The 22540-nt window shown below is 65.3% G+C and carries 18 protein-coding genes; 7 read left to right on the top strand and 11 right to left on the bottom strand.

From position 1 onward, the window contains the following. Positions 1 to 2 precede the first annotated feature (2 nt). The 3 genes from uraH to KG104_RS17030 all read right to left on the bottom strand — a co-directional run bounded on the left by uraH (position 3) and on the right by KG104_RS17030 (position 2587). Positions 3 to 344, bottom strand: coding sequence for a hydroxyisourate hydrolase (gene uraH, locus KG104_RS17020; RefSeq protein WP_207348251.1), 342 nt, complete (start codon positions 342 to 344; stop codon positions 3 to 5). Then, complete coding sequence (gene uraD, locus KG104_RS17025; RefSeq protein ID WP_273545221.1) at positions 341 to 829, bottom strand: 2-oxo-4-hydroxy-4-carboxy-5-ureidoimidazoline decarboxylase; 489 nt, start codon at positions 827 to 829, stop codon at positions 341 to 343. The genes uraH and uraD overlap by 4 nt, the downstream gene beginning before the upstream one ends. Before the next feature lie 333 nt (positions 830 to 1162). Further along, positions 1163 to 2587, bottom strand: a complete 1425-nt coding sequence (locus tag KG104_RS17030; protein ID WP_372434193.1) for an 8-oxoguanine deaminase — start codon at positions 2585 to 2587, stop codon at positions 1163 to 1165. A 482-nt stretch (positions 2588 to 3069) separates the two neighbouring features. Here KG104_RS17030 and KG104_RS17035 point away from each other — a divergent pair, with 482 nt between their 5' ends. Genes KG104_RS17035 through KG104_RS17045 form a run of 3 tightly spaced genes read left to right on the top strand, consistent with a single transcriptional unit; the run spans position 3070 to position 7816 of the window. Further along, on the top strand, positions 3070 to 4215 hold the full coding sequence (locus KG104_RS17035) for an XdhC family protein (protein ID WP_207348249.1): 1146 nt from the start codon (positions 3070 to 3072) through the stop codon (positions 4213 to 4215). Between the two features lie 11 nt (positions 4216 to 4226). Then, entirely contained in the window at positions 4227 to 5090 is an 864-nt protein-coding gene (locus KG104_RS17040) for an FAD binding domain-containing protein (protein WP_207348248.1), read from the top strand. Continuing rightward, positions 5087 to 7816, top strand: a complete 2730-nt coding sequence (locus KG104_RS17045) for a molybdopterin-dependent oxidoreductase (RefSeq protein WP_237688623.1) — start codon at positions 5087 to 5089, stop codon at positions 7814 to 7816. The genes KG104_RS17040 and KG104_RS17045 overlap by 4 nt, the downstream gene beginning before the upstream one ends. 113 nt (positions 7817 to 7929) lie before the next feature. On the opposite strand, the gene KG104_RS17050 is transcribed toward KG104_RS17045, so the two are convergent. After that, complete coding sequence (locus KG104_RS17050) at positions 7930 to 9327, bottom strand: FAD-binding oxidoreductase (RefSeq protein ID WP_104053319.1); 1398 nt, start codon at positions 9325 to 9327, stop codon at positions 7930 to 7932. Beyond that, on the bottom strand, positions 9328 to 11157 hold the full coding sequence (locus KG104_RS17055) for an L-lactate permease (protein WP_104160104.1): 1830 nt from the start codon (positions 11155 to 11157) through the stop codon (positions 9328 to 9330). A 253-nt stretch (positions 11158 to 11410) separates the two neighbouring features. Here KG104_RS17055 and KG104_RS17060 point away from each other — a divergent pair, with 253 nt between their 5' ends. Next, on the top strand, positions 11411 to 12895 hold the full coding sequence (locus tag KG104_RS17060) for a mannitol dehydrogenase family protein (RefSeq protein ID WP_207348246.1): 1485 nt from the start codon (positions 11411 to 11413) through the stop codon (positions 12893 to 12895). 13 nt (positions 12896 to 12908) lie between these two features. On the opposite strand, the gene KG104_RS17065 is transcribed toward KG104_RS17060, so the two are convergent. Then, the gene (locus KG104_RS17065) at positions 12909 to 13898 is read right to left on the bottom strand and encodes a sugar-binding transcriptional regulator (protein WP_104053322.1); all 990 of its coding nucleotides are present in this window, start codon (positions 13896 to 13898) and stop codon (positions 12909 to 12911) included. Positions 13899 to 13967: 69 nt separating this feature from the next. Between KG104_RS17065 and KG104_RS17070 the strand changes: the two genes are divergently transcribed. The 3 genes from KG104_RS17070 to KG104_RS17080 all read left to right on the top strand — a co-directional run bounded on the left by KG104_RS17070 (position 13968) and on the right by KG104_RS17080 (position 17187). Beyond that, positions 13968 to 15350 carry an ABC transporter substrate-binding protein gene (locus tag KG104_RS17070; RefSeq protein ID WP_104053323.1) on the top strand — a complete coding sequence of 461 codons (1383 nt, stop codon included), beginning with the start codon at positions 13968 to 13970 and terminating at the stop codon, positions 15348 to 15350. Positions 15351 to 15415: 65 nt separating this feature from the next. Further along, on the top strand, positions 15416 to 16291 hold the full coding sequence (locus KG104_RS17075; protein ID WP_372434199.1) for a carbohydrate ABC transporter permease: 876 nt from the start codon (positions 15416 to 15418) through the stop codon (positions 16289 to 16291). A gap of 2 nt (positions 16292 to 16293) precedes the next feature. After that, positions 16294 to 17187 (top strand): carbohydrate ABC transporter permease, encoded by an 894-nt coding sequence (locus KG104_RS17080; protein ID WP_207348245.1) that lies wholly within the window; start codon positions 16294 to 16296, stop codon positions 17185 to 17187. Between the two features lie 10 nt (positions 17188 to 17197). Here KG104_RS17080 and KG104_RS17085 read toward each other — a convergent pair whose 3' ends face one another. The 5 genes from KG104_RS17085 to gcvH all read right to left on the bottom strand — a co-directional run bounded on the left by KG104_RS17085 (position 17198) and on the right by gcvH (position 22476). Then, positions 17198 to 18772: an alanine/glycine:cation symporter family protein gene (locus KG104_RS17085; RefSeq protein ID WP_207348244.1), complete on the bottom strand. Its 1575-nt coding sequence runs from the start codon at positions 18770 to 18772 to the stop codon at positions 17198 to 17200. 137 nt (positions 18773 to 18909) lie between these two features. Beyond that, positions 18910 to 19332 carry a ChaB family protein gene (locus KG104_RS17090; RefSeq protein ID WP_207348243.1) on the bottom strand — a complete coding sequence of 141 codons (423 nt, stop codon included), beginning with the start codon at positions 19330 to 19332 and terminating at the stop codon, positions 18910 to 18912. Between the two features lie 43 nt (positions 19333 to 19375). Beyond that, a complete protein-coding gene (locus KG104_RS17095; protein WP_207348242.1) occupies positions 19376 to 20791 on the bottom strand; it encodes an L-serine ammonia-lyase in 1416 nt (471 codons plus the stop codon). 9 nt (positions 20792 to 20800) lie between these two features. Next, positions 20801 to 22102 (bottom strand): serine hydroxymethyltransferase, encoded by a 1302-nt coding sequence (glyA, locus tag KG104_RS17100; protein WP_273545196.1) that lies wholly within the window; start codon positions 22100 to 22102, stop codon positions 20801 to 20803. Continuing rightward, positions 22099 to 22476: a glycine cleavage system protein GcvH gene (gcvH, locus tag KG104_RS17105; protein WP_104053329.1), complete on the bottom strand. Its 378-nt coding sequence runs from the start codon at positions 22474 to 22476 to the stop codon at positions 22099 to 22101. Before gcvH ends, glyA begins: the two co-directional genes overlap by 4 nt. Between the last annotated feature and the right edge of the window lie 64 nt (positions 22477 to 22540).

The raw sequence follows: 22540 nt of genomic DNA on the forward strand, positions 1-22540 counted from the left end.
GTTCAACTTCCTCGGTAGGTGGAGTAGGCGAAGGGGCTCAGCAGCAGCGGTACGTGGTAGTGCTGGCCCGCGTCGGTCAGGGCAAAAGTGAGGGAAACGCTGGGGAAGAAAGTCTCTGTGCCGGCGGCGGCAAAGTACTCTCCGGTGGCGAAGTCAATCCGGTAGGTTCCCGGCACCAGCCGTTCCGGGCCCAGGCTGCCCACCCGGCCGTCGTCGTCCGTGGTTCCGTCCCCGATCCGGGTCCAGACGCCTTCCCCGCTCCCCCAAAGCGATACGGCGACGCCGGAAGCCGGCTTCCCGGCAGCGGTGTCCAGGATGTGGGTGGTGACGTGGCTGCGGGTCATGAAGAGAGCAGTCCTTCCAGGCGCAGGATGGCGATGTCCCGCAGTTGGCCTGCGATGAGGGGAACTTCTTCCTCCGGGGTGTGCTCCAGGCGTTCCTGCAGATTGGCGAGGATCTCCTCGGCGCTGCGGCCTGCCGCGCGGATCAGGAAGACGCGCCCATGCTTGTCTTCATAGGCGCGGTTGCCGGCGGCCAGCTGCTCCTGGACGTCGTCCAGCCCGGTGACCGTGGCCTGCTCTCCGCGCGAGAAGGTGGCTTCAGTGCCCGCTCCGGCGGGGCGCTCGCCGATCCGCGGATGGCGGGCCAGGGCGCCGTCGATCTCTGCTTCAGTGAAGTCCGGCGCCGCCAGTTCGGCGAAGCTCAGCAGTTCGCCGGGGGTGGCGAAAGGCCGGGCTGCAGCAATTTCATTGCACCAGCGTTGAATGTCCAGGCAGGGACGGAGCATTTCTTCAGCCTCGGCATAGCCTGCCGTGTTGAAGGCTGCCAGGAAGTCCGGAACCGGTGACTCTGCGGCGGTTTCCGGGGTTGACTCGAAATGTGGTTCTGGGCGCACGGGTGTCAGCTTTCGGTAGATCTGTTCCATTGCCGGCGCTGAACACCCTTGACCATCGGCGGCGCCGACTTGATTCGATGTTTCCGGCAGTTGGAATTGCTATTTCCGACAGTGTGAGCGAGCGCGGGCAAATCTGTCAACAGGTAAATAAATGTTGCAGAATAAAACGGCATCTTGTTTCACGGGTGTTAATTCTGTGCAAACAATCGCCGGTTTTTACCCGAATGCATTGCTTCCGGTTCCGGGCCTTGCCACAATCCCGGAAACCTAACCCGCCACCATCCGCCGGGCCGCCGCGGTGTGCCGGGCAATCAGCGCCGGCAGATCGACGCCCGGAAGCGCACCGTCCACCACGCGCCAGCTGCCGCCAACCATCACCCGGTCCGCACGGTCCGCCCCGCAGAGCAGCAGGGCCGAGAGCGGATCATGGCTGCCGGAAAAGCGCAGGTCGTCCAGCCGGAACATCGCCAGGTCCGCCTGCCGGCCCGGCGCCAGTTCGCCCACGTCCTTCCGGCCCAGGGCACGTGCCGATCCCCTGGTGGCCCAGCCCAGTGCACGTTCGGGCGTGATGGCTTCGGCGCCGTAGCGCAGCCGCTGCAGATAGAGGGCCTGCCGGGCCTCCAGGATCAGGTTGGAGGCGTCGTTGGAGGCCGAGCCGTCCACTCCCAGCCCTACCGGAGCGCCGGCATCCTCCAGTTCCGCCATCCGGCCGATGCCGCTGGCCAGGCGCATGTTCGACGTCGGGCAGTGCGCCACGGTGGTGCCGGCAGCGCCCAGGCGGGCAATCTCGTCGTCGTTGAAGTGCACACCGTGCGCCAGCCAGGTCCGGTTCCCCAGCCAGCCGACACTCTCCAGGTAATCCACCGTCCGCAGCCCAAACGTCTCCAGGCAGAAGGCCTCCTCGTCCATGGTTTCGGCCAGGTGGGTGTGCAGCCGGACGTCATATTCCTCGGCAAGCGCTGCGCTGTCGCGCATGATGTCCCGGGTCACCGAGAACGGCGAGCAGGGGGCCAGGCCAATCTGGATCACGGCGCCGTCGCCGCGCTCGTGGTAGTCCCGGATCAGCCGCCGGCTGTCCTCGAGAATCACGTCCGGCGCCTGGACCGTGTGCTGCGGCGGCAGGCCGCCGTCGTCCTCCCCCAGCGTCATGGAGCCGCGGGTGAGCATGGCCCGCATGCCCAGTTTCCGGACCACGTCCACCTGCACGTCAATGCCGTCCTCCAGCCCGTCGGGGAAGAGGTAATGATGGTCCGCGGCAGTGGTGCAGCCGGAGAGCAGGAGCTCGGACAGGGCCACGGTGGTGGCCAGCTCCAGATCCGCCGGTGTCAGCCGCGCCCACACCGGATACAGGTTCTTCAACCACGGGAACAGCGGGGTGTTCACCACCGGCGCCCAGGCGCGGGTGAGGGTTTGATAGAAGTGGTGGTGCGTATTGATCAGCCCCGGCAGCAGCACGTGGGCGGAGGCATCAAACACCTCTGCGCAGGGCGCGGCGGGACTCTGCCCGGCGGCCAGCACCTCGGTGATGACCCCGTTCTCAATCACCAGGCCCCCTGCGGCATCCAGCTCATTGGCGGTGAAGGCGGCCAGCGGATTCTTCACCCACAAGCGGCCGCTGCCGGGTGCAGGTGCGGATGAAGCGACAGGTGCGGTTGCGGGTGCGACGGCGGCGGCTGGCATGGAAACAGTCATGGGACATCCTCGGGCATGCAGACCCCTCCCGGGGCCAGCTCAGTGGGCTTGTCTGCTGATCCAAGAGGCCGGGTCCTGCTCCAACCACCCGGCCCGCATGGAGGCCGGGTTTTGCTGCGCCGGTGGCCTAACCGTCCGCACGCGACCACCATACATCCACGGTGACACCCTCCCTTCGAATATGAAGCAGCGGGGTGTCCCGCACGGCGGATTGCCGTGGTAGGCTTCCGTGCAATTACCGAAAACAATTACGGCAGATCTGGTTCCCGGCGGTGCCGAAATTTACATTGTCGTGCTGACATTTATATTTCTTTCCGCCCGCCATAAGGCCCAAAAAATGCCCTAATATGTTTCATCAATGTCATTGTTTGCGGATTTAAGGCCCCTGCCCGGCTACTCCGGCAGGGGGAACTCACCGCTTTGGTTACTGGTTAGCCGGTGGCGGTCAGCCGCCGGCGGGTATCGCTGGAGGGTAGGGGCGCATGCTTGACATGCTTGACGCACTGGCTGCGGCCACGGCGGACGGCTTTCCCTGCGCCGCCGCAACCATCGTCCGCGCGTCCGGATCCGTGCCGCGCCCGGTTGGCACCTCCATGCTCATCCACCAGACCGGCGGGATCACTGGGTCCCTCTCAGGCGGATGCGTGGAAGCCGCTGTGGTTGCCGTGGCCGAGGAGGTCCTCGCTGACGGCCAGCCCCGGGTTGAATCCTTTGGCTACAGCGATACTGATGCCTTCGCCGTCGGGCTCAGCTGCGGCGGCACCCTGGAGGTGCTGATCCAGCTCCTGCACCCCGGCACCTTTCCCGTCATCCCCAAACCGGATGCTCCCTGCGCCCTCGTCCGGCGAATCGATGCCGGAGGCACAGCACAGAACAATGCGGCACAGCTGCTGCTGGTCCCCGACCCGCGCCGCGCCGCCTCGACCGCAGGTTTGCTTGCCGACCACGGGGCAGCGTTGGCTGCGATGCTGGATATGGACCCGGCGCATGCCGCCGCACGGCTGGCCCCTCTGCTGGCGTCCGGCCGCACGGGGATCGTGGAGCTTGGCGGTCCGGTGTTGTTCCTTGAGTCCCGGCTTGCGCCTGCCCGGCTGCTGGTGATCGGCGCCAATGATTTCTCGGCCGCCCTTGCCCGGCAGGGGCGCCTGCTCGGTTACCACGTGACCGTCTGCGATGCCCGGCCCGCCTTCACTGTTCCGGAACGTTTCCCCGCAGCCCATCAAGTGCGGGTGCGGTGGCCGGACCAATACCTGAGAGAGGAAGCCTCGGCGGGACGCCTGGATGCGCGCTCCGTGGTCTGTGTGCTCAGCCATGACGCCAAGTTCGATATCCCGGTGTTGATCGAGGCGCTGCGCCTGGATTTGGGCTATGTCGGCGCCATGGGATCGCGGCGCAGCCACGAACAGCGGATGACCGCGTTACGGGACGCCGGGCTGAGCGCAACTGAGACGGCAAAGCTGCACTCTCCCATCGGACTGGACATCGGGGCCGCGACACCCGAGGAAACCGCACTGTCCGTCTTCGCCGAAATAGTGGCAGCACGTTCCGGTGCCGCCGTCAGCGGGCAGCCCCTGCGCGCGCTCAGCGGCCCCATCCATCCGTTCACCCGCCAGCACGTCAGCCATTGAGGGATTTATCTATGGACATGCCCACCGTTTCCGAACTGGTCCGCACCAGTGACCCCAGCGACTGGCGTCCCGGAGATGCCTGGCTGGCCGGCGGGACCGTGCTCTTCTCCTACGGCAGCGACTCCCTGCAGCGGCTGTTGGACATCACCGCCGCCGGTTGGGAACCGCTGAGCGTGTCCGACGACGGACTCGAGATTGCGGCAACCTGCACCATCGCGGACCTGCACGCCTTTCCCGGCACAGCTCCTGCCGGCGTCCGGGCTGAGTGGCGGGCGCTGGATCTGGTGCAGTTGTGCTGCGATTCCTTTGTGGCTTCCTTCAAAGTCTGGAACGTCTCCACGGTGGGCGGAAACATCTGCACCGGCCTGCCCGCCGGCCCCATGACTGCTCTGACCGCTGCGTTGGACGGCGTTGCGCTGATTCACTCCCCCGGCGGCACGTCCCGCGAAATCCCGGTGGCCGAACTGGTGATCGGTGACGGACGCACTGCCCTGGAGCCCGGAGAACTGCTGCGCAGCGTGACCCTGCCGGCAGCCGTCCTGCGGGCCGGGACCGCGTTCCGCCGGCAGTCGCTGACCAATCTGGGCCGCTCCGGGGTGCTGCTGATCGGCCGGCTGGACGAGGACGGCGGGTTTGTCCTCACCATCACCGCCGCCACGAAGCGTCCGGTCCAGCTTCGATTCCCCTCGCTGCCTACCGCCGTCGAACTCCGGGCGGAACTCAGCGGGCAGATCGACGGCGAACTCTGGCATGACGACGTCCACGGCCTGCCCGAATGGCGGCACTACATGACGGACCGGCTGGCCGAAGAAATCCGGGCCGAGCTGGCCGCATCCCGCTCGAACGCATCTGGGTCGAAGGAGGAGCTGCTGTGACGTATCGGATCAACAAGACCGAGGTGGAGGCCGCGCCCTTCCCCGGCCAGTGTCTGCGCACCTTCCTGCGGGAACAGGGCAATCTGGGCGTCAAAAAGGGCTGCGATGCCGGCGACTGCGGTGCCTGCACCGTCCATGTTGACGGTAAGCCCGTGCACAGCTGCCTCTATCCGGCAGTCCGTGCCGAGGGCCGGGAAATCACCACCATCGAAGGGTTGGCCAATGGGGAGGAACTGCATCCCATGCAGCAGCAGTTCCTGGACGCACAGGGCTTCCAATGCGGTTTTTGCACCGCCGGCATGGTGATGACCGCTGCTGCGTTCGACGAGGAGCAGAAAGAGAACCTGCCCCGGAATCTCAAGGGCAACCTCTGCCGATGCACCGGCTACCGCGCCATCGGGGACGCAGTCTGCGGGCACCGCACTGTGGATGTCCCGGCCGGGACCTCTCCTGTTGCCCGGACCGTGGGCGCCAGCATTCCGGCTCCGGCCGGCCCGGACATTGTCACCGGCCGCGCCCGGTACACCATGGACGTGCCGGCAGCGGAGCTGCCCGGTCTGCTGCATATGAAAATCCTGCGCTCCCCGCACGCACACGCCCGCATCGTTTCCATTGATGCACGCGCTGCCCTGGCGGTGCCCGGCGTTGAGGCGGTCCTCACGCACGAAGATGCCCCGAAGCAGCTGTTCTCCACCGCGCAGCATGAACTGCATACCGATGACCCGGATGACACCCGGATCCTGGATGACGTGGTCCGTTTCCGCGGCCAGCGGGTGGCCGCGGTTGTTGCCGCGTCCGTGGGCGCCGCTGCCGAAGGCGTGCGTGCGCTCAGGGTGGAATACGAGCTGCTCCCGTCCGTCCTGGACACCGGCGCCGCCCTGGCCGACGGCGCACCCGAGGTTCATCCGGGCACCGCCGGCAACATCGTCGCCGAACTGCACTCCGAACTCGGCGACACGGCCGCCGGACTGGCGGCAGCCGACGTCGTGCATGAGAACACCTACGAAAGCCAGCGCCTGCAGCACATGGCACTGGAAACGCATGGCTCCATTGCCTCCTTCGACGAGGCGGGCCGGCTGGTGGTGCGCACCTCCACGCAGGTTCCGTTCCTCATCCGGCGGGCGTTGTGCCGGGTGTTCGGCCTGAAACCCGAATCTGTGCGGGTGCTCACCGGACGGGTGGGCGGCGGATTCGGCGGCAAGCAGGAGATGCTCACCGAGGACCTGGCCGCGCTGGCGGCGATCAAGCTGAACCGGCCGGTGCAGCTGGAGCTGACCCGGCAGGAGCAGTTCACCGCCACCACCGTGCGGCATCCGTTCTCCGTCCGGGTGCGGGCCGGAGCACGCCGGGACGGCACACTGACCGCACTGGAGCTGGATGTCACCACCAACACCGGAGCCTACGGAAACCATGCCCCGGGCGTGATGTTCCACGGCTGCGGCGAGTCCGTGGCCGTATACCGGTGCGACAACAAGAAGGTCGACGCGCGGGCCGTCTACACCAACACCGTTCCGTCCGGAGCCTTCCGCGGCTACGGACTGAGCCAGATGATTTTCGCCGTCGAGTCCGCGATGGATGAGCTGGCGCGCAGCATCGGCATGGATCCGCTTCAGTTCCGCCGCCGCAACGTCATCGCCCGGGGGGACGCCATGCTCTCCACGGCGCCGGTTCCGGCGGAGGACGTGCATTACGGCAGCTACGGGCTGGACCAATGCGTGGAACTGGTCCGTGCTGCGCTCGAACGGGGAAAGCTGTCCGCGGAAACCTCCGGCGAAGGTCTGGACGAGGAGTGGCGGGTTGGCACCGGCACCGCCGTTGCCATGATCGACACGGTTCCACCCCGCGGGCATATGAGCCACGCCCGGATCCGGCTGCAGGAAGACGGACGGTACGGGCTCGACGTCGGCACCTCCGAGTTCGGCAACGGCACCACGACCGTGCACACCCAGCTCGCGTCCACCGCGCTGCACACCACCGCGGACCGGATTGTCATCCGGCAGTCGGACACCGATCTGGTGGAACATGACACCGGCGCCTACGGCTCCACCGGCACCGTAGTGGCGGGCAAGGCTTCCCTCGCGGCGGCAGAGGAACTGGCTGTTTTGCTCAAGGGCTTTGCCGCTTCCCTGTTTTCCAACACCTCGGCGCAGGTGGGGTTGCTGCCGGACGCGGTGGAGTGCGACGGCGAGCGGATAGCGCTGGCCGACGTCGCCGTCCGCGCACGGGAGGCCGGAATCGACCTGTCAGCCCAGGGCCGCTGGGGCGGAACGCCGCGGTCCGTGGCGTTCAACGTGCAGGGCTTCCGGGTGGGCGTGCACACCGGCACGGGTGAAATCCGGATCCTGCAGAGCGTGCATGCCGCGGACGCCGGAGTGGTCATGAATCCATTGCAGTGCCGGGGCCAGATTGAGGGCGGCATTGCCCAGGCACTGGGTGCGGCACTGTTTGAAAAGGTCCGGGTCAGCAGCACCGGCGAGGTGCAGACCAAGATCCTGCGCGAATACCATGTGCCGGCCTTCGCGGATGTGCCGCGCACGGAGATCTACTTTGCAGAGACCAACGACTCGCTGGGGCCCATGGGTGCCAAGTCGATGAGCGAAAGTCCGTTCAACCCCGTGGCTCCGGCCCTGGCCAACGCCGTCCGGGATGCCACGGGAGTCCGGTTCAGCGCTCTTCCGCTGGCCCGCGACGTGGTTTTTCTGGCGCTGCGGGAGGCGCTGGCCTAAAGCCCTCCGGCCCCCGGGGCTCCCTGCCCGGAAGCGGCTGAGCGCAGCCTGTCCGCCCAAAGCCGGCCCGTCGCGGTACCGCGACGGGCCGGCGGCCCCGATCCTGCCCAGGGTCAGATTGCCTTTCCTGGATTGAGGATGCCCAGCGGATCCAGTGCGCGGCGGATGGAGTGCTGCACTCCCACCGACACGTCGCCCAGCTCGGCGCCCACCCAGTCGCGTTTCAGCAGCCCCACCCCGTGTTCACCGGTCAGGGTGCCGCCGAGCCGGTTCGCGAGGAAGAACATTTGCCCCAGGGCGTCCTTGGCCGGACCCTCCGTGACCGAGTCCTCGGGGTCCATCACGATCATGGGATGCAGGTTGCCGTCGGAGGCATGGGCGATGGTGAAGATCCGGACCCCGGTGGCTGCGGAAATCTCTTCGAGCCCGGTAACGGCTTCGGCCAGCCTTCCCCGCGGCACGCCGATGTCGCCGATGGACACCCGTCCCATTTGTTCCAGCGACGGGATCGCATCCCGCCGGGCGCTGACCATGGCCGCTGCCTCGTCGTCGTCGGCTGCCTTTCCGCAGGAGCCCGCGAAGGGGCGCACGGCTTCCAGCACCACGTCCTGTTCCAGGAAGGCGCCGTAGCCGTCGGTCTGCACCAGGAGAAAAGCCGCTCCGCGGGACCGGTAATCAGTTCCGGTGGCTGCATCCACGGCTTCCAGTGTGGGCCCGTCCATGAGTTCCATCATGGACGGCTGAATGCGCGCGGCCACCACAGCCGACGCGGCGCGGGCGGCGCTTTCGACGTCGGGGAAGAAGGCAGCAACGGTGGCAGTGGCCACCGGCGTGGGCCGCAGCCGCAGCGTGGCTTCAACGACGACGCCGAGGGTTCCTTCGGAGCCGATGATGAGCGCGTTCAGGTCGTAGCCCGTGACCCCTTTGATGGTTTCCCGTCCGGTGCGCAGTTCGCGCCCGTCGGCGAGGATGACGCGCAGCGCCAGCACTGATTCGCGGGTCACGCCGTATTTGGCGCAGCGCATGCCGCCGGCGTTGGTGGCAATGTTGCCGCCAATGGAGCAGATGGCCGTGCTCGCCGGATCCGGGGCATAGAACAACCCGTATTCACCGGCAGCCGCATTGATTTCAGCGTTAAGGACTCCGGGCTGGACCACGGCCAGCTGTTCCACCGGGTCGATGCGCAGGATCCGGTTCATGCGGGAGACATCCAGCACCACTTCACCCGTGCGGGCGGACGATCCGCCGGCCAGCCCGGTGCCTGCACCGCGGGGCACCACCGGCACGCGGTGCAGGGTGGCCAGGCGCAGGGTTGCCGCCACGTCCTCGGCGGACTCGGCAAACACCACACCGTCCGGATGCGTTTGGGCCACGAAACCGGAGCGGTCGGTGCTGGCCTGCTCGCGGTGCCCGGGTTCGATGGACGCGTTCGGGGCCAGGCCCAGCAGGGTGGCGCTGGGGGCGGGATCCGGCAGCCCCACGGTCGAATCGGAGTCGGAGAAGATGCTCATTTACGGCACCATCCAACCGAGAATGGACGTTGACTGCAGCCAAATCAGCAGTGTCATCAGCACCAGCAGGCCCAGACTCCAGCCGATTAGTTTGCGCAGCAGCGTGCTCTCTGCACCTTCCAGTCCCACCGCAGCCGAGGCGATGGCCAGGTTCTGCAGGGAGAGCATCTTGCCGAGCACTCCGGCGGACGAGTTGGACGCCGCCATCAGGGTGGCGGACAGGCCCGTCTCATTGGCCGCTGCCACCTGCAACTGGCCGAACAGCGAGTTAGAGGAGGTGTCGGAACCTGTCAGCGCCACACCGATCCAGCCCAGCAGCGGTGAGAGCAGGGCAAAGAATCCGCCGGCGGAGGCCAGGGCCACGCCCAGTGTGGTCGTTTGCCCGGACAGGTTCATCACGAAGGACAGGGCCAGGACAGCGCAGACCGTCACAATGGTCCAGCGCAGCTGCTTCAGGGTTTCCCCGTACACCTTCGCGCCTTCGCGGGGCCGGATCCGGTACAGGATCATGGTGAGGATCCCGGAGAACAGCAGCAGGGTCCCGGTGGCCCGGATGTGGTCAAAACGCAGCGTCTGGGCGGCAACGGCCTTCCCGTTGGAGTCCACCACGTCCAGTCCCGGCCAGTGGAAGGTGACACTGCCGATGGACGTCAGCCAGGTTTTGATGGCCGGTATCTGGGCCAGTGAGAACACCACAATGATGATCAGGTACGGGGCGGTGGCCATCCATACGCTGCGGGCATCGGGACGGGCGGTGTTGCTGGTGGACCCGGGGCCCGCCGGGGGCGCGGAGTCTGTCCCCGCGGAGCCGGCCGCCGTTGCGCCTGCTCCCGGCAGGGCGGCCGCGCGCCGCCCGCGGCCGGTTTTGACCGGCTCTGCCGTGCCGGATCCGTCGAGAACGTCTGTTGTACTGCCGGAACCCGCGGCGTCGACCGTTTCCCTCGAATCAGCGGCAACCTCCCGGTCGTCCTGCACCTGGCCGGACATGCCGATGATTTCCGCCGGCTGCCAGACGCGGAGCATCAGCAGCACGGCGATAACCGTGGCAACGGCCGCCACGACGTCGGTCAGTTCCACGACGAAGAAGTTGGAAGCAACGAACTGGGCCAGTCCGAACACAAATCCGCTCACCAGGGCCACCGGCCAGGTTTGTTTCAGGCCGCGCTTTCCGTCCACCAGGAAGACCAGGATCAGCGGCACCACCAGGGCGATAAACGGGGTCTGCCGCCCGGTCATGGAGGACAGCTCCTGCAGCGGAATGCCGGTCACACCGTTCAGTGCGATGATCGGGGCGGCCATGGCGCCGAAGGCAACCGGAGCGGTGTTGGCCAGCAGCGCCACAATGGCCGATTTCAGCGGCTTCATGCCCGCCGCCATGAGCATGGCTGCTGCGATGGCCACCGGTGCGCCAAAACCGGCGAGGGATTCCAGCAGTGCCCCGAAGCAGAAGGCGATCAGGATGGACAGGATCCGCAGGTCATCCGAGATGGAGCGGATGGTCCTGCCCAGGACCTCAAACCAGGGCGTGGCCACCGTGAGCTTATAGATCCACAGGGCGTTGATGAGGATCCAGAGGATTGGGAAGATCGCGTAAAACGCCCCCAGTCCGGTGGCGGCAGCCACCTGTCCCACCGGCATCTGCCAGCCGATTACGGCCAGCAGGATGGACAGCACCAGCGAGATGAGTCCTGCCTGGTAGGCCTTCATCCGGAAGACTCCCAGCAGGACAAACAGGAGCAGCAGCGGCAACGCCGCAAGAACCGCGGAGAGGACCAGGGAATCCCCGATGGGATCGAGCGGTTGTTGGAAAGCGGCTAGCTGTGTTCTCACAAAAACTCCTTTGTCTTTGTTTCACATCCGTCCGCACTGTTGCCGAGCCAGCCCCATCCGCGGTAACGATGGGTTGACCCTAGGCCCGAAGCCGCAAATTGGTCAACGGTGGCGGCGAGAGAACGAGGGCGGCCACCGTCGGCGGCAGTGGTCAGGACCGCTTATCGGCAGGACGACTGCTCATGTGAGAGGACACTTTTGCTCACATGATAAATTGAGCCGCACCTATCCGACTCAGGCCCCAGGTGGAACCATGAACAAGCTCAATTCCGCGTCCTTGTCCGGGCTCCCGGCCCGGCTTTCCGTTCCCGGGTATGACCGCTCCGAGCTGAGTGTGGGCATTGTCCATTTCGGGGTGGGAGGGTTCCACCGGGCGCACCAGGCGATGTATGTGGACCGTCTGATGAACGACGGCGGCGCCAGGGACTGGGCGATCTGCGGCGTGGGCGTCCTGCCGGGAGACTCGGCCATGAAGACGGTGATGGATGCGCAGGACTGCCTGTACACGCTGGTGCTGAAGAACCCGGACGGCACACGTGAGGGCCGCGTCATCGGCTCCATTATCGAATACCTGCTGGCTCCCGAGGACCCGGAAGCCGTCATCGAGAAAATGGCCGCACCCGGCACCCGAATCGTTTCCCTGACCATCACCGAGGGCGGCTACAACTTCCACCACGTGACCGGCGAATTTAACGCCGCGAACCCCGCAGTAGCGGAGGATCTGCAGCCGGACGCCGTGCCGACCACCGTGTTTGGGCTGGTCTGCGCGGCATTGCAGCGCCGGAGGGACAGGGGGCTGCCGCCGTTCACGGTCATGTCCTGTGACAACATCCAGGGCAACGGAGACGTGGCCCGGAAAATGTTCACGGCCTTTGCCTCCCTGCGGGATCCGGAGTTGGGCGCCTGGATGCAGGAGAACGTAGCCTTTCCCAATTCCATGGTGGACCGGATTACGCCGGTCACCACGGATGAGGACCGGACGATGGTGGCCCGGGACTTCGAAGTGGAGGACGCCTGGCCGGTAGTCAGCGAGGACTTCGAGCAGTGGGTCCTGGAGGACCACTTTCCGCAGGGCCGCCCGCCCTTTGAAGACGCCGGGGTCCAGGTGGTGGATGATGTGGAACCCTACGAACTTATGAAGCTGCGCCTGCTCAACGCCAGCCACCAGGCCCTGTGCTATTTCGGCTACCTTGCCGGTTACCGGTACGCCCACGAAGTGTGCCAGGATCCGCTGTTTTCCGGTTTCCTGCTGGATTACATGGTCCGGGAGGCAACCCCCACACTGGCGCCGCTGCCCGGGGTGGATCTGGATGCCTACCGGCACCGGCTGATCGAACGGTTCTCCAATGAGCACGTCCGCGACACACTGGCCCGACTGTGCGCCGAAAGCTCGGACCGGATTCCCAAGTGGCTGCTGCCGGTGATCCGCGAGAACCTGGCCTCGGGAGGAGAAATCCACCGCTCGGCAGCGATCGTGGCAAGCTGGTCGCGCTACGCCGAGGGAACGGACGAGCAGGGCGCACCAATCGAGGTCGTAGACCGGCTCCGCGAGCCCCTGATGGCCGCCGCCGCGCGGAATCGCGCTGACCCGCTCGCCTTCGTTGAAGACCGGGATCTCTTCGGAGATCTCGCGTCCAATGACCGCTTTGTCCAGTCCTATACGGCCGCCTTGGCCTCGCTGCATGAGCACGGCGCCCGGACAACGCTGGAAGACCTGGCCGCGGGGCGGCCGACCTAAGCCATCCCGCTTGTCAGGCGGGGGCACCGCCGGACAGCGCCGCGGCGAGCTCTTCATCCACCAGGAGGGTGGTGACGAACCCCGCGGCCAGTACCGCACGCACCGCCTCAACGCGGGCGGCACCCCGGGCCACGGCCACCACCCGGGGCGTGTGCTGCAGCTGGGCTATGGTCACGGCCAGCACGCGTTCATCCAGCTCTGAGACCACCGGATGCCCGGCCGCATCCAGCAGCCGGCCCGAGCATTCGGCAACCGCCCCGGCCCGGGCGGCCTCCAGGCGCAGGCGGTTATCCACCCGGTCCCACACGGTGGACAGCCCGGGCTGCCAGGCGCCCACAGCAACGATTGCGGCATCCAGGGTGTTGGCCTGCGCGAGGGTCTCGCCAATCTCGGGCTGCCGGCGCAGGCTCTGCGCGGTCGCGGCGTTTTCCACCACCAGCGGCGCCCAAAGCGGCCAGGTTTCCACGCCGTCCAGCCTGCCCAGAGATTGAATAAGTTCCAGTGAATTGCCGCTGCCGGGAACCGGCAGTGCACCTGCCAGCTGGACGATTTCGCAGGGCGGCAGGTCCGTCACATATCCGGCCGCGAGGTCCAGGGTCCGGGACCATGACACTCCCAGGGTGGCGCCGTCGAACGCCGCCGCCATCAACTCCTCGGCCGCGCTTCTGGCCATGGCCTCCCGGGTGCTGCGGTCATCAGCGCCCGTCGGCGAGATGCGGACGCGTTCCACGCCGAGCTCAACCGCCAGCTGCTGCGGATCCACGCCCGCGACGGAGGCGGGGAAACGGATGTCAATGCGCACAATGCCCAGCGCGCGTGCTTCTTCCAGATAACGGGCGACCTGAAATCGGGAAATGCCGAACCGGCGGGCAATATCAACCTTCGAATGGTTGTGAAGGTAATAGTCGCGGCCAATCCTGGCCAGCAATTCCTCATGGGACGCATCTGTACCGGTAATGATTCGACCCCGCCTGTCTTCGAAAGATCGCAACCTATTGCTCATTCGAGTCTATCTGTTTAGAGTTCCCTGCAAATGAGCAGAATGCAATTCTCAGATGAGCAAAGGTGACGCATGAGAGCAGAACGCAGCACGCTCGGTGGCCGCAGGCGGAGTTCCGGAAGGAGCACGGCAGCGGGCGCTGCGGCTCTGGCGCTCATACTGGCAGGATGCGGCAGCGACTCCGCCGACGGCCCCGAGGAGATTGTGGTGGCCATCGTGTCCAACCCGCAGATGACTGACGCCATCTCCCTCGAAGACGAATTTCGTGCCCAATATCCGGATGTGGACCCCCAATTTGTTTCCCTCCCGGAAAACGAGGCCCGTGCCAAGATCACGGCGTCGGTGGCCACCGGCGGCGGGGAGTTCGACGTCGTCATGATTTCCAACTATGAGACGCCCATGTGGGCGGAGAATGGCTGGATTACCAATCTGCAGGAGTATGCAGACAACACTCCCGGCTACGACCCGGACGATTTCATTCCGAATATTCGCGAGTCCCTCAGCTACGAAGGCGACATGTACTCCGTTCCCTTCTACGGGGAATCCTCTTTTCTCGCCTACCGTGAGGATCTGTTCGAGGAAGCCGGCCTGGTCATGCCGCCCAAACCCACCTGGGCGGACATCAGCGCGTTCGCTGAGCGGCTCCATGACCCGGACAACGGCTTTTCCGGCATTTGCCTGCGCGGGCTGGCCGGCTGGGGCGAGGTCATGGCACCCCTGACCACCATGATGAATACCTACGGCGGAGGCTGGTTCGACCAGGACTGGAACGCGACCCTGGATTCACCCGAGGTGGAGGCCGCCGTTACTGACTACGTGAATCTGGTCCGTAACTCGGGACAGCCGGGTGCGGCCACGTCCGGCTTTGGTGATTGCCTGACCCAGTACAGCCAGGGCAATGCGGCAATGTGGTACGACGCCACCTCCATGGTCTCCACCGTGGAAGACCCTGCCTCGTCCCTGGTGGTGGGGAAGACCGGATACGCCCAGGCCCCCGTGCAGGAAACCGACTCCTCGGGCTGGTTGTACAGCTGGTCCCTGGCCATTCCCGCCACCAGCGAAAAGAAGGATGCTGCCTGGGACTTTGTTTCCTGGATGACCAACAAGGACTACATCCAGCTGGTGGGGGACAAGATCAGCTGGGAGCGCGTCCCGCCCGGCAGCCGGCTGTCGACTTATGAGATTCCCGAATTCGCAGACGTCGCCCGGGCCTATGCGGAACCCACGCTGACGGCCATGGCCGGGGCCTCGCAGGAGACCAGCATGACCGGTTCAGTGCCGTATCCGGGATTGCAGTTTGTGGGCATCCCGGAGTTCCAGGACCTCGGCACCCGCGTTGCCCAACAGATCTCCGCCGCGATCGCCGGACAGAAGACAGTGCCCGAAGCGCTTGAACAATCACAGCGCTATGCCGAAACCGTTGCGGAAAGCTACCAGTCAGGAGAGAACAAATGAGCGCCCTGGTAGACAAGCACCACGCCAAAGTCCGGAGGGAGGCGGAGCAGCGCCAGACCCGCGGCATGTCCAGGGCCGAAGGGTGGCGGCGCCGCGGACCGCTCCTGCCGGCGCTGATCTTCACCCTGGTGGTGACGCAGGTTCCGTTCCTCTTCACCATTTGGTACTCGCTGCAGAACTGGAACCTGCTCAATCCCGAGGGCGACCGCTTTGTGGGGCTCTCCAACTACATCGAAATCTTCGCCGACTCCACGTTCCGCCAGGCCGCGTTGAATTCCGTGATCTTCACCCTGGGCTGCGTGTTCTTCGCGATGCTTCTGGGCATTGTGTTCGCCATCCTCCTGGACCGTTCCTTTGCCGGCCGCGGGGTGGTCCGGACCCTGCTGATCACCCCCTTCCTGATCATGCCGGTGGCCGGTTCCCTGCTGTGGTCCGTATCCATCCTGAACCCCAGCTACGGACTGCTGAACTGGCTGATCGGACTGGTGGGGATCTCCCCGGTGGACTGGACCTCAGCGCATCCGATCGCTTCCATCCTCATGTCCCTGGTCTGGCAATGGACACCGTTCATGATGCTGCTGGTCCTTGCCGGTCTTCAGTCGCAGCCCAAGGACGTGCTGGAAGCTGCGCAGGTTGACGGTGCCGGGTGGTGGCGGACGTTCATTTCGGTCACTCTTCCGCAGCTGCGCCGGTACATCGAGCTGGGTGTCCTGCTCGGGGCCATCTACGTGGTGAACACCTTCGACCAGATCTATCTGATGACTGCCGGCGGTCCCGGGACCGCCAGTGCCAACCTCCCGTTCTACATCTACCAGCGGGCGTTCCTGGGCTTCGATATCGGCCAGGCGGCTGCCATGGGCGTGGTGGTGGTCATCGCGACCATTGTCATTGCCACCTTTGCCCTCCGCCTGATCTTCCGCAGCTTCGACGTAAAGGATTAGCCGTGAGCACACAAACTGAACCGGCACCGTCCCAAGGCGCCCCTTCCACGTCCGGCTCCTCCCCCGCACGGCAGCGGAAGGGCAAACCCCGTACGGGAGCTTCCCTCCTGACCGCGCTGACCTGGATCCTGGCGATCGGCTTTTTCTCACCCGTGCTGTGGATGGTCCTGACCTCTTTCAAACAGGAATCAGCCGCCGCATCCAATCCACCCACCTTCTTCTTCGCCCCCACGCTGGATCAGTACCGCGCAGTGCTCGACGCCGGGGCCGGCAGCTACTTCGTCAACTCCATGATCGCCACGGGCATTTCCACCCTGCTGGTGGTGATCATGGCGGTTCCGGCGTCCTATGCGCTGAGCATCCGCCCGGTGAAGAAGACCTCCGACGTGCTGTTCTTTTTCATCTCCACACGGATGCTCCCGGTGGTGGCGGTCATCATGCCGATCTATGTGATTGCCGGGCAGCTGAAGGTGCTGGACAACATCTGGACCCTGGTGGTCCTGTACACCTCCATGAACCTGCCGATTGCGGTGTGGATGATGCGCTCTTTCTTTCAGGAAGTGCCTGCCGAAGTGCTCGAGGCCGCCCAAATGGACGGCGCTGGACTGATGAAGACCCTGTGGCGGGTGCTCATGCCCATGGTTGCGCCGGGACTTGCGGCCACCGCCCTGATCTGCGTGATCTTTGCGTGGAACGAGTTCTTCTTCGCCCTGAACCTCACGGCGGCCAAGTCCGCCACGGTGCCGGTCTTCCTGGTGTCCCAGATGACCAGCGAAGGCCTGTACCTGGCCCAGCTCTCCGCCGCCTCTGTCCTTGCCTCCCTGCCGGTGGTGATTGCCGGCTGGGTGGCCCAGAAGCAGCTGGTGCGCGGGTTGTCTATGGGTGCCGTGAAGTAGGAGGAACCGCTCAGGCGTTTGCAGCGGCTTCTTTGATGTCATCCTCCTCGATGCCCAGCATTTCCAGCTTTCCGCTCTTGCGGTCCGCCAGGTATTGCTTCATTTCCCGTTTGATGACCGGAAGCAGGAGGTAGACGCCCAGCAGGTTCACAAAGGCGCAGACAAACAGTGCTGCGTCGGTGAATTCGATGACCTGACTGAAGGACAGCACGCAGCCGGCAACGGTGAAGGTCAGGAAGATGACCTTGTACGTGATTTCCCGGCGGCGGCCGCGGCCGAAGAGGTATTCCCAGGCCTTCAGCCCGTAGTAGGACCAGGTGATGAGGGTGGAGTAGGCAAAGAGCGCGACGGCGATGGACAGCACAACGGGGAACCACGGCAGGACGGTGGCAAAGGCATCCGAGGTGAGGATCACGCCGTCGGGCGGGCCTTCTCCGCCCTGGACCTGGTCGATGCCGGCCTGCAGGCTGGGGGTGCCGGCCATAATGATCGCGAGGGCGGTCATGGTGCAGATGAGGACGGTGTCCACGAGCGGTTCGAAGAGCGCCACGAAGCCTTCACTGACCGGCCGGCGGGTCTTGACCGCCGAATGGGCGATGGCAGCGGATCCCACGCCGGCCTCGTTGGAGAAGGAGGCACGCTGGAAGCCAACAATCATGACCCCGATGATGCCGCCGGCGAAACCTTCGGGCTTGAAGGCACCGTCAATGATGGCGCCGAAGGCGGCCGGCACATTCTCGATGTTCACGGCAATGACCGCGAGGCAGGCCAGGATGTAGATGCCGCCCATGGCCGGCACGAGCTTGGAGGTGGTGGCGCCGATCGACTTGATGCCGCCAAGAATGACCACGGCCACCGCGACGGCCAGGATCAGCCCGAACACCACGGCTGCTCCGGCGCTGCCGAGGATCCCGTCATCGCCGCCGGTGACGTTCTGGACCTGCGCGAAGGTCTGGTTGGCCTGGAACATGTTGCCGCCAGCCACGCCAAAGAGCAGGATGGCGACGGCGAAGGTGCCGGTCAGGATTTTGGCGGGCCACCGGCCGAAGCGTTTGAACGCCACCGGAAGGTACTTGAAGGGGCCGCCGCTGATGGACCCGTCTTCATGGACTTCGCGGTATTTCACTCCGAGGGTGCATTCGGCGAACTTCGTGGCCATGCCCAGGAGACCGGCGATGATCATCCAGAAGGTTGCTCCGGGACCGCCCAGGGCCATGGCGGCTCCGACGCCGGCGATGTTCCCCAGGCCTACGGTGCCGGAGAGCGCAGAGGTCAGGGCCTGAAAGTGCGGCACTTCGCCCGGGTCGTCCTTGGAGGAGAATTTTCCCCGGATGACCTGGGTTCCAACCCGCAGGCCGCGGAACTGGATGAAACCGAAATAAACGGTGATGACAATGCCGGCAATAATCAGCCAGGCGACAACCGCAGGGAAACTGAAATCGCCAACGGTGACGGGAAAGAACACGATGGCGGAGAAAACCTCAGTGATCGGCTCGAAGAACGAGTTGATGCCCGCGTCAACCGAGCCGAGCCACCCTACTTCCTCGGAAGCGGGTGCCATCTGCACAGATCGGGGTGCGTTCATCGTTCGAACCTCGGTTTCAGTAAGCCAGCTGTCGAATGCGTGGACCCAGCTTTGCTTACAACCGCAGTGTTAGACAAATCACAAATCGGGATATAAGTTAACCCGCTAATGCCTCACAAAAGCCTGCAGGGCAGGGTTCAGCTCTCGCGTGATTTCCGGGTCGCAGCGGCATTAGCCTTCTGGAGTGCCTCCACCAGCTCATCTTTTGTCATCTTTGAGCGGCCGGAAATATCGAGCTTGGAGGCCAGGTCATACAGGTGCTCTTTGGAGGCATTTGCGTCCACGCCGCCGGCCGTTTGCTTGGCGGAATTCCGTCCTTCGGCAGCCTTGGCATCGGAGGGACCGTTCTTTTCCTTTTCCTCCCAGTGGTCCCCCACCTTTTCGTGGGTGTGCTTGAGCGATGCATACGCCGTGCGCGCAGCGCGCTCCTCGTCGCCGTATTCCTCCATGGCCGAGTCGTACGTCTTCGCGAAGGTGTCCTGCGCCTTGGAATCGGAGCGCTGCAGAGTTGAAGGCAGCTCATCCTTGATGGGTGCTCCGTTTTTGGCCGTCTTGGGCATGGCGTGTCCTCTCCGACAGGAAAACCTCAGAAGGTCCTGAGGGTCAACACTCCACCACGTTCACGGCCAGTCCGCCAAGGGCGGTTTCCTTGTATTTGGAACTCATGTCGCGGCCCGTTTCCCGCATCGTGACGATGACTTCATCGAGGGAAACACGGTGGTCGCCGTCGCCCCAGAGCGCCATCTTCGCGGCGTTCACGGCCTTGGCGGCACCGATGGCGTTGCGTTCGATGCAGGGCACCTGCACCAGTCCGCCAATGGGATCGCAGGTCAGGCCCAAGTTGTGTTCCATCGCGATTTCGGCGGCGTTTTCCACCTGTTCGGGGGTGCCGCCCAGAATTTCGGCCAGTCCCGCAGCGGCCATGGACGACGCCGATCCCACCTCGCCCTGGCAGCCCACCTCCGCACCGGAGATGGAGGCCTGCTCCTTGTAGAGGACGCCCACGGCGCCGGCGGCGAGCAGGAACCGCACGACGACGTCGTCCTTCTGTTCCTGCGTGGCGTTTTCCATACCGGGACCATAGTGGGTGGCATAGAACATGACGGCGGGGATGATGCCGGCCGCGCCGTTGGTGGGAGCGGTGACCACCCGTCCGCCGGAGGCGTTTTCCTCGTTGACGGCCAGCGCCACCAGGTTCACCCATTCCTGCCAGAACTTGGGATCCCGGTTCGGATCCTCGGCGCGCAGCCGGGTGTGCCAGGCGGGAGCCCGACGGCGGACCTTCAGTCCGCCGGGCAGCAGGCCGGTGCGGGCGATGGCGGAGTTTTTGCACTCCTCCATCACGTCGCGGATGTGCAGCAGACCGGAGCGGATCTCTTCCTCGGTCCGGGACGCTTTTTCGTTGGCGAGCATTACTTCTGAGATGCTCAGCCCGTTATTGGTGCAGTGTTTCAGCAGGCCGACGGCGGTGCGGAAGGGGAACGGCAGCTGCGCCTTGGTGGACTCCAGCTCCTCGCGGGCAGCGTCTTCTTCACCCTCGCGCACAATGAAGCCGCCGCCTACGGAGAAGAACGTTGCCGCGTGCAGCACCGACCCGTCCGCAGCACTGGCGGCGAACTTCATGCCGTTGGTGTGGCGGGGCAGGACGGTGAGCGGATGCAGGACTATGTCCGCTTCCCCGTATTCCAGCACGCAGGCATCGGCACCGGGGACCTGGGAGCACAGCTGCAGCTTGCGGGTCGATTCTATGGCCGCGAGGCGTTCCTCAACCTCTTCGGGCAGGATTTTTTCCGGCGCGAAGCCTTCCAGCCCCAGCAGCACCGCAGTCATGGTGCCGTGGCCGCGGCCGGTCGCCGCGAGTGACCCGTACAGGTCAACGCGGAGACCGGCCACAGAGTCCAGGATGCCGGCGTCCACCAGTTCCGCCGCGAAAACGGCAGCGGCACGCATCGGGCCCACGGTATGTGAGCTCGACGGGCCGATGCCCACGGAGAACAGGTCAAAAACGCCAACAGCCATGTGGATTCCTTAGACGTGCGCAGGTGAGGAGGCCAGGTCGGCCACCTCGGTGTAGAGCGGATGCGCTTCGGCCAGCGCGGTGACGCGTGCCTTCAGCTCCGAGAGGTCATCGTCCGCACCGGCCACCAGGGCCAGCGCAATGATGTCGGCGACTTCACGGAACGCGTCTTCATCAAATCCGCGGGTGGCCAGGGCCGGGGTGCCGATCCGCAGGCCCGAGGTCACCATCGGCGGCCGCGGGTCGAACGGAACAGCATTGCGGTTCACCGTGATGTCGATCTGCGCCAACCGGTCTTCAGCTTCCTTCCCGTTGAGCTCGGCATTGCGCAGGTCCACCAGCACCAGGTGCACGTCGGTGCCGCCGGACACCACTGAGATGCCCTTGGCGGCGACGTCGTCGGCCAGCAGCCGCTCCGCGAGGAGGCGGGCACCGGTCAGGGTGCGCTCCTGACGTTCCTTGAACTCCGGGGTGCCTGCGATCTTCAGTGCGGTGGCCTTGCCGGCGATCACGTGCTCCAGCGGTCCGCCCTGCTGTCCGGGGAACACTGCCGAGTTGATCTTCTTGGCGATGTCGGCGTCGTTGGAGAGGATGATGCCGCCGCGCGGACCGGCGAGGGTCTTGTGCGTGGTGGAGGTGACCACGTGCGCGTGGGGCACCGGGCTGGGATGCAGTCCGGCGGCCACCAGACCGGCGAAGTGGGCCATGTCCACCATCAGATAGGCACCCACCTCATCGGCGATGCGGCGGAATTCGGCGAAGTCCAGCTGGCGGGCGTACGCGGACCAGCCGGCCACGATCAGCTTGGGCTGGTGCTCGCGGGCCAGGCGCTCCACCTCGGCCATGTCCACCTGGTGGGTGTCTTCGGCAACGTTGTACGGCACCACGTTGTACAGGCGGCCGGAGAAGTTGATCTTCATGCCGTGCGTAAGGTGGCCGCCGTGCGCCAGGGACAGGCCCAGGATGGTGTCGCCCGGACGGATCAGGGCGTGCATCACTGAGGCGTTGGCCTGGGCGCCGGAGTGCGGCTGCACGTTGGCGAAGCCGGCACCGAAGAGGTCCTTGGCGCGGTCGATGGCCAGCTGCTCAATGACGTCCACGTATTCGCAGCCGCCGTAGTAGCGGCGTCCCGGGTAACCCTCGGCGTACTTGTTGGTCAGCACGGAGCCCTGGGCTTCCATGATGGCCACGGAGGTGTGGTTTTCCGAGGCGATCATTTCCAGGCCGGACTGCTGGCGGCGGCGCTCGTTGTCGATCTGCTCCGCCACCTCCGGATCAATCTGCGCGAGGTGGGAGTTCAGGTAATCGGTCACAGCTCGCCGCCGTTCTTTTCCGCGTATTCCTCGGCGCTGAGCAGTTCACCCTCGGACGTGGTGTTGACCGTGAAGAGCCAGCCGGCGCCGTACGGGTCCTCGTTCAGCAGGGCCGGGTTGTCGATGGCTTCCTGGTTGATCTCCACGATTTCACCGGAAACCGGTGCGTACAGGTCGGACACGGACTTGGTGGACTCGACCTCGCCGCAGGTTTCGCCGGCGGTGATCACGGTGCCGACCTCGGGCAGGTCAACGTACACCACGTCGCCCAGGGCGTCGGCGGCGACGGCGGAAATGCCAACCTTCACGGGGCTGGAACCGTCCACCCACTCGTGCTCTGCCGAATAACGGAGTCCTGCGTTCACTTTGCTCATGGGGTTGCCTTTCGGTGCATCTGAAGTCCTGCGGGTTAGTTCAAAGTCTAGGTCGGCACTGCGG

The organism is Arthrobacter sunyaminii, assembly GCF_018866305.1.
GTDB lineage: Bacteria > Actinomycetota > Actinomycetes > Actinomycetales > Micrococcaceae > Arthrobacter_B > Arthrobacter_B sunyaminii.

Bases quoted from the DNA above. Each gene is read 5' to 3' on its own strand.
- KG104_RS17040 (WP_207348248.1), top strand. From the start codon at position 4,227: ATGGACATGCCCACCGTTTCCGAACTGGTCCGCACCAGTGACCCCAGC.
- KG104_RS17060 (WP_207348246.1), top strand. From the start codon at position 11,411: ATGAACAAGCTCAATTCCGCGTCCTTGTCCGGGCTCCCGGCCCGGCTT.
- KG104_RS17070 (WP_104053323.1), top strand. From the start codon at position 13,968: ATGAGAGCAGAACGCAGCACGCTCGGTGGCCGCAGGCGGAGTTCCGGA.
- KG104_RS17030 (WP_372434193.1), bottom strand. From the start codon at position 2,587: ATGACTGTTTCCATGCCAGCCGCCGCCGTCGCACCCGCAACCGCACCT.
- KG104_RS17035 (WP_207348249.1), top strand. From the start codon at position 3,070: ATGCTTGACATGCTTGACGCACTGGCTGCGGCCACGGCGGACGGCTTT.
- KG104_RS17085 (WP_207348244.1), bottom strand. From the start codon at position 18,772: ATGAACGCACCCCGATCTGTGCAGATGGCACCCGCTTCCGAGGAAGTA.
- uraH (WP_207348251.1), bottom strand. From the start codon at position 344: ATGACCCGCAGCCACGTCACCACCCACATCCTGGACACCGCTGCCGGG.
- KG104_RS17090 (WP_207348243.1), bottom strand. From the start codon at position 19,332: ATGCCCAAGACGGCCAAAAACGGAGCACCCATCAAGGATGAGCTGCCT.
- KG104_RS17050 (WP_104053319.1), bottom strand. From the start codon at position 9,327: ATGAGCATCTTCTCCGACTCCGATTCGACCGTGGGGCTGCCGGATCCC.
- KG104_RS17065 (WP_104053322.1), bottom strand. From the start codon at position 13,898: ATGAGCAATAGGTTGCGATCTTTCGAAGACAGGCGGGGTCGAATCATT.
- KG104_RS17095 (WP_207348242.1), bottom strand. From the start codon at position 20,791: ATGGCTGTTGGCGTTTTTGACCTGTTCTCCGTGGGCATCGGCCCGTCG.
- gcvH (WP_104053329.1), bottom strand. From the start codon at position 22,476: ATGAGCAAAGTGAACGCAGGACTCCGTTATTCGGCAGAGCACGAGTGG.
- KG104_RS17075 (WP_372434199.1), top strand. From the start codon at position 15,416: ATGTCCAGGGCCGAAGGGTGGCGGCGCCGCGGACCGCTCCTGCCGGCG.